This is a genomic window from Pseudoalteromonas sp. PS5 (assembly GCF_004103255.1).
GTDB classification, from domain to species: Bacteria; Pseudomonadota; Gammaproteobacteria; order Enterobacterales; family Alteromonadaceae; genus Pseudoalteromonas; species Pseudoalteromonas peptidolytica.
In genome coordinates this window covers 1-6,134 of sequence record NZ_RCSQ01000192.1, presented here as the reverse complement: position 1 = coordinate 6,134, position 6,134 = coordinate 1, and the positions used below count along the sequence as shown (strand labels likewise).

7 protein-coding genes are annotated in these 6,134 nt (G+C 43.2%); 5 read left to right on the top strand and 2 right to left on the bottom strand.

The window, feature by feature from the left end; translation table 11 throughout:
* Nucleotides 1–91 precede the first annotated feature (91 nt).
* A complete protein-coding gene (locus D9603_RS19680; protein WP_128732584.1) occupies nucleotides 92–838 on the top strand; it encodes an SDR family oxidoreductase in 747 nt (248 codons plus the stop codon).
* A 109-nt stretch (nucleotides 839–947) separates the two neighbouring features.
* Here D9603_RS19680 and D9603_RS19675 read toward each other — a convergent pair whose 3' ends face one another.
* Entirely contained in the window at nucleotides 948–1,175 is a 228-nt protein-coding gene (locus tag D9603_RS19675) for a helix-turn-helix domain-containing protein (protein ID WP_128732583.1), read from the bottom strand.
* 376 nt (nucleotides 1,176–1,551) lie between these two features.
* Here D9603_RS19675 and D9603_RS19670 point away from each other — a divergent pair, with 376 nt between their 5' ends.
* The 4 genes from D9603_RS19670 to D9603_RS19655 all read left to right on the top strand — a co-directional run bounded on the left by D9603_RS19670 (nucleotide 1,552) and on the right by D9603_RS19655 (nucleotide 5,570).
* Nucleotides 1,552–1,863, top strand: a complete 312-nt coding sequence (locus D9603_RS19670) for a 2Fe-2S iron-sulfur cluster-binding protein (RefSeq protein WP_125250854.1) — start codon at nucleotides 1,552–1,554, stop codon at nucleotides 1,861–1,863.
* Entirely contained in the window at nucleotides 1,863–3,272 is a 1,410-nt protein-coding gene (locus tag D9603_RS19665; RefSeq protein WP_241651726.1) for an NAD(P)/FAD-dependent oxidoreductase, read from the top strand. Before D9603_RS19670 ends, D9603_RS19665 begins: the two co-directional genes overlap by 1 nt.
* A complete protein-coding gene (locus D9603_RS19660) occupies nucleotides 3,259–4,464 on the top strand; it encodes an FAD-dependent oxidoreductase (RefSeq protein ID WP_128732582.1) in 1,206 nt (401 codons plus the stop codon). Before D9603_RS19665 ends, D9603_RS19660 begins: the two co-directional genes overlap by 14 nt.
* A gap of 71 nt (nucleotides 4,465–4,535) precedes the next feature.
* Nucleotides 4,536–5,570 carry a S66 peptidase family protein gene (locus D9603_RS19655; protein ID WP_128732581.1) on the top strand — a complete coding sequence of 345 codons (1,035 nt, stop codon included), beginning with the start codon at nucleotides 4,536–4,538 and terminating at the stop codon, nucleotides 5,568–5,570.
* Between the two features lie 136 nt (nucleotides 5,571–5,706).
* Here D9603_RS19655 and D9603_RS19650 read toward each other — a convergent pair.
* A partial coding sequence (locus D9603_RS19650; RefSeq protein ID WP_128732580.1) for a hypothetical protein occupies nucleotides 5,707–6,134 on the bottom strand: 428 nt, incomplete at its 5' end.

The following is a 6,134-nucleotide window of genomic DNA, read 5'->3' as shown; positions in this document are numbered from 1 at the left end:
TTGCCTGGTTATCGACAAAATTCTCTCGCCTCAAAATAGATCAATTAATTAAGCGAATTGGTATTAGTTTAAGCCAATAAAGGAATAGTGAATGCAAAATGTCGTACTTATTACAGGTGGGAGTCGTGGAATTGGTGCCGCGACAGCGCGTCTTTTAGGTCAACGTAACTATACGGTGATCATCAACTATAAACAAAATCATCAAGCGGCACAAAGCGTCGCTAACAGCATTATTACCAGTGGTGGTAAAGCTTACGTTGTTCAAACAGATATCACCGATGAGCAAGCTGTGGTGACGATGTTTGATAAAATCAAAGCCGATATCGGTATGGTAACGCATTTGGTCAATAACGCTGGGGTGTTGAGTACTCAGACGAGAGTAGAGCACATGAGCGCAGAGCGCATCAATAAAATGCTGACCCATAATGTTACTCCTTATTTTATTTGTGCGCGTGAAGCTATCAAGCACATGCGTTTGAACGCTAATCCATCACAATGCGCTATTGTGAATGTATCGTCGGCAGCTTCTTATTTAGGTGGCGCTAATGAATACGTGGACTATGCTGCGGCGAAGGGGGCAATAGACAGTTTTACTAAAGGTCTCTCTTTGGAACTCGCCGCTGAGCAGATCCGCGTGAATGGTGTAAGGCCAGGCTGTATCTATACCGATATTCACACTGATGGTGGTGAGCCGCAAAGAGTCGATAGACTTGCAAGTGCACTGCCGCTAAAACGTGGTGGAACCGCAGAAGAAGTTGCCAATGCGATCGCTTGGTTACTCAGTAATGAAGCAAGTTTTACAACTGGTGGGTTTATTGATCTGGCTGGTGGTAAGTAACGTGCAGTAAAAGATGGTGAGCATGATAGCTACCACGCTCGCCAATGAAAATCTTAACTTTATTATTGTTAATTAAGGTGCTTCGTATGCTGTTATTCATACAGCTGACCTAGATAAACTTTTCATATAACTCCCTATTAACCTTGGCCAAGCTGTGCTCAAGGTTGGCTTTTTCTTGCATTAGTTTCTGCCAATGTGTTTGCTGTTTTTGATCAGACTGGCGCAGCGCATCATATAGCTTACGCTTTGGGATGCCAAAAGTCTGCGCTGCTTGTGATGGGGTGAGCATGTCACTTTTCACTGCACGTATTGCAGTTTTTAACTTTGAGTTTGTCATAAATTTACTCCTCTTTGCTGAGCGTAATTGTCGTGTCATGTATAGGCCAGACACTAACGTCAACATGCCAAAGTAAATACATAGTTTGATAGATGGTATTCATGATGTTGCTCCTTGTGTGAATGCAACAGGGAATAAGGAAGAACTATGCCAAAACTCAAGCTTATGATTTATATGCTTTTTATTCTTGTTTGTTCACGTGGATTGCACAACTTTAGTGATAACAAAGCATACATTGCACCGAATTGATCAAAGTTATAGCGGTCCAGTTATAAGTTTAATTCAGATCAAATTGCAGCAAATAAAGTAAATAAAATGTTTATTTTTTAAGTTTAAGTAGTAAAATTTGTGCGAATTTATTGAAGGAGTATGTTTCATGTCGGAACTATCAAGAACACAAGATATAACGGAACCAGAGGGTTTGCAGTTCAAAATCAAAATTGATGAAATTGCAGTTAACGCCTGTGATGGCGAAACGGTCCTATCGGTTTTATTGGCAGCAAATTACAAACAGATTATGGAAAATGATCGTCAAGTGGTGTCAGGCGCTTACTGTGGGATGGGCGTTTGTCACTGTTGTCAGGTGACTATTAATAAACAACACAAACAAAAAGCCTGTCAAACTTTGGTACAACCAAATATGCAAATTGAAACAAAACAAAATCGTTTTAAGCAGGTGGGAGCTTGATGATGGCTGCTGACCAACCAGAAAAGATAGTTATTATTGGGGCAGGCCCTGCGGGTGTGAGCTGCGCAGCAGAGCTGGCTAAATATGGACTAAAAAGTACCTTAATTGATGAGGCTTCAAAAATCGGAGGGGTAATTTATCGGGGACCGTTACGCCAGACCACGAAATTGCCACATTTGGATGAAAATTTGAAGCGCTCTATGGCGGCACTTAAAGTTCGATACTCCCAGTATGAACAGTATATAACACTGCAACTTCAAACCAAAGTACTTGGTCCTGAGGGTAAGAGTTGTTTGTTATTGCAAGCTCAGGAGAAAATCACACAAATTGAATATAACAAGCTAGTTCTCGCGACAGGTTGCCATGAACGTAGTGTCCCTTTTGATGGTTGGCAATTACCAGGTGTGATGTTAATGGGTGGGATGCAGTTGCAGCTAAAAAGTGGTTTAGTCCGCCCAGGGCGTAAAGTTGCGTTGGTGGGAACTGGGCCGCTATTGCCTTTGGTTGCTTGTCAGCTACATAAAGCGGGAGCACAAGTTGTTGGCGTATTTGAAGCCAGCCGTTTTAGCGATTTGGCAAAAGAAACCGTTGCACTTTTGCAGCGGCCAACGCTGACTTTGTCTGGTTTAAGTATGTTGGCGTATTTGAAAAAGCATCAAATCCCGTTCAAGTATGGATACGGTATTGTCAAAGCTGAAGGTCAAAGCCAACTATCAGGGATCACCGTGGCACCATTTGATGAGAATTGGCATGCTAATGTCTCAAAAGCGCAGCACTTAGAAGTTGATAGCCTTGGTGTGGGGTATGGATTTGTTGCAAGAACCCAGTTGGCGATGTTGCTAGGACTTTCGCATCAATATACCGGTACTAATGGTTACATACCAATGCTTGATGACAACCTGCGAAGTAGCCTAGATGACGTACATGTTTGTGGTGATGGTAATGGTTTGTTAGGTGCCGAAGCTGCCATTATTGAAGGAAAAATTGCGGCGACAGCACTGGCTTATGAACAGCACTGCTTTAATGAAGCACAGTATCATCGCAGAATGCGCAAACTAAAACGTCAACGTAAACAAGTGCAAAAGTTTAGAGCCGGATTTGACCGCTTTTCGGCAAGACGTGAAGGGTTATTAGCTCTGACTAAACCTGATACTGTTATCTGCCGATGTGAGCAAGTGAAGCGTCAACAACTGGATGTCGCATTAGCGCAAGGTGCAAAAGACCTATCTAGTATCAAGATGAGAACCCGAATTGGCATGGGAGATTGCCAAGGAAAGATGTGTTCAAGCTATGCGCTAGATAGATTACATGCAGAAGGGCACGTTGAAACACTTGGGGTGATCAGACCCAGATTTCCGCTCGATCCAATACCATTTACATTACTGGAGAATAATAATGAAGCAGTATGATGTCGTTATTGCCGGTGGCGGAGTGATAGGGGCTGCTTGTGCCTATTTTCTTAGCCGTGATACTGACTTGAAGATAGCACTAGTAGACTTAAAAAAGCCAGGAAACGCGTCGCGCGCTTCAGCTGGTGGGCTGTGGGCAATCGGCGAGTCTGTAGGGCTTGGTTGTGGGGTCATCTTTTTTAAAACGCTGTCGAAATTGCAAAGTGAAGGTGACACCGCCGCCGCAGAAACATTGCGACCACACCAGCTGCCCGAGTGCTTTTTTGAATTAGCATTGAAGTCAAATGAGCTATATCCAGCGCTTCACGAAGAAATGCTTACAAGACACGAAGTGGATTTTAAATTTGAGCGGACTGGGCTCAAGTTCATAATGTACAATCGTGATGATGAAGTTTACGCAGACAGTATTGTTTCTGGGATCCCACATTTATCTTCGCAAATAAGGTGGTTAGATCAGCAACAATTAAGAGAAGAAGAGCCCTATATTACGCCTGATGCAATTGGTGCAATAGACTTTATTTGCGATCACCAAGTTAATCCATACCGCTTGGTTGACGCCTACACAGAAGGGGCGCGTCAAAATGGTGTTGAGCTTTTTTTAAATACCGAAGTAGTCGAAGTCTTACGTGATGGTCACAAGGTAATCGGGGTAAAAACACCAACGGATACCCTATATTGTAATACGCTGGTTAACGCCGCTGGTGCGTGGGCTGATGAGATTTATCATCAAGCAACGGATAAGCACATGCCGGTATACCCAGTGAAAGGGCAAATTGTTTTATCAGAGCGTATGCCCAAGGTATTGAATGGCTGTATTAGTACTAGCGATTGTTATATTGCCCAAAAAGACAATGGAGAGATCTTAATTGGCTCGTCAACAGAAGAAAAAGGCTTTGATACGACCAATAGCCTAGACAAAATTCAAACCTTGTCTCAAGGTGCAATGAAGTGTTTACCCGTATTGAAAGAGTCGAGTATAAAGCGATGTTGGGCTGGGCTCAGGCCTGGTACGCCTGATGAGCTGCCAATATTAGGACATGTAGACGGTGTAGAAGGGTATATCAATGCGTGTGGCCACTTCAGAACAGGAATACTCATGTCTGCAATCACGGGTAAGCTGATAACAGAGTTGGTTATGGGTAAGCCAACCTCCGTTGACCTAACTCCATTTCGAGTTGAGAGGTTTGACTAACCAGTTGATTTAGTTGCTTTAATAGGATATAGGTAGTACATACCAAAAGCGCTATTAAGGTTAAATTTACGGTGCAGTTACTCAAGCCAAAGAGGCTAAACAAAGGCGATACCATCGCAGTGGTATCGCCTAGCTGGGGAGGCCCAGGCACATTTCCCCACATTTTTGAGCAAGGCGTAAAAAACCTACGTTCGCTTGGGCTGAATGTAGTAGAGATGCCTTCGACGCGACTGGCTGCAGATGTGATTTTTTCATCGCCGCAGCTACGCGCAAAGGACATTAATGACGCCTTTGCAGATCAGAATATAGCCGGGATAATTTCTTCAATTGGTGGCTCCGATTCAGCGCGGATCCTGCCTTATTTAGACAAATCCGTTATCATCAATAATCCCAAATTTATGATGGGCTATTCTGACTTTTCTACCCTCACTACACTCCTAAACCAATGGGGCTTAGTCACCTTTAACGGCCCGTCGGTCATGGCCGGTTTCTCTCAGTACCACAACGCTAGTGCTGAATATCAAGCATATTTAGCGCAGGCACTGTTCGGTGAAATCCACTATCCAATATTTAAAAGCTATTCTCATGGCTATCCAGAGTGGGCGATACCAGAAAATGTAGGTAAATTACATCCCACAATCGCGACAAATGGCCCAAAAGTACTGCAAGGGGCGGGACAAGTAGAAGGGCAACTATTTGGCGGCTGTTTTGAAGTGATGGAGATGCTAAAAGGCACGAAATACTGGCCATCACCCTCATTTTGGCAGGGAAAATTGTTATTCTTAGAAACCTCTGAGGATAAACCCAGTCAAGACTACGTTCGGTTTTGGTTACGTAACTATGGCGTAATGGGCGTGTTTGAAAAAATATCCGGCTTGATGATTGGCCGCGCTCGGGATTACAGCGAGCAGGAGATGACGGCGCTTGATGATGTGATTGTATCTGTGGTTCGTGATGAGTTTGGCTGTAAGGATTTACCTATTATCACTCGGCTTGATTTTGGCCATACCGATCCGCAGTGGATTTTGCCGTTAGGAATACAGCACCGCTTGGATCTGGACAACTTCAGTCTAGAGGCGATAGAGCCGGTATTTGACTTACTCTAATGGCTCATCGACGAAACCCTGTATGGCATATAACGCCTCGCTTAACCGGCGCAAAATAGCAGGCTAAAATTAGCGACGAAGGAGCGCAAGCCTGCTGTTTTGCGTCCAATTGCCATAATGGCCTTGTTAGGTAACTCTATTCATCCCAATCAGGGTATTGTTCTGGTTTTATCCCGCTCTCTAGAGAAACTCTAGGGTAGAAAGTATTAACATTTTCTTGAAAGCGTTTTTTACGGCTTTTACTTATTTGAAACAGCCAACTATCACCATAATCGAACATATAAAATAGTTTTTTACCCTTTACTTGAGGAAGAATAGAATCGACAGTTTCTTGGCTTATCTTTTCATCGTCATAACTTATACGCAAAACACTTCTAGAGTAATAAGTGTTCCCAATTGCGAATTCAAATAAGTGATCATTTTCGAAGCCAACAGCATTCAAAATGGCTTGATGCAATTCATCTAAACTGTGATCCACAGGAATTTCTAGCATGCATTCCCAATCGGTATTTGCATGCATTCCGTCAAGTAGTTTAATCTTTAAAGTTTCAATCATACTCTGAG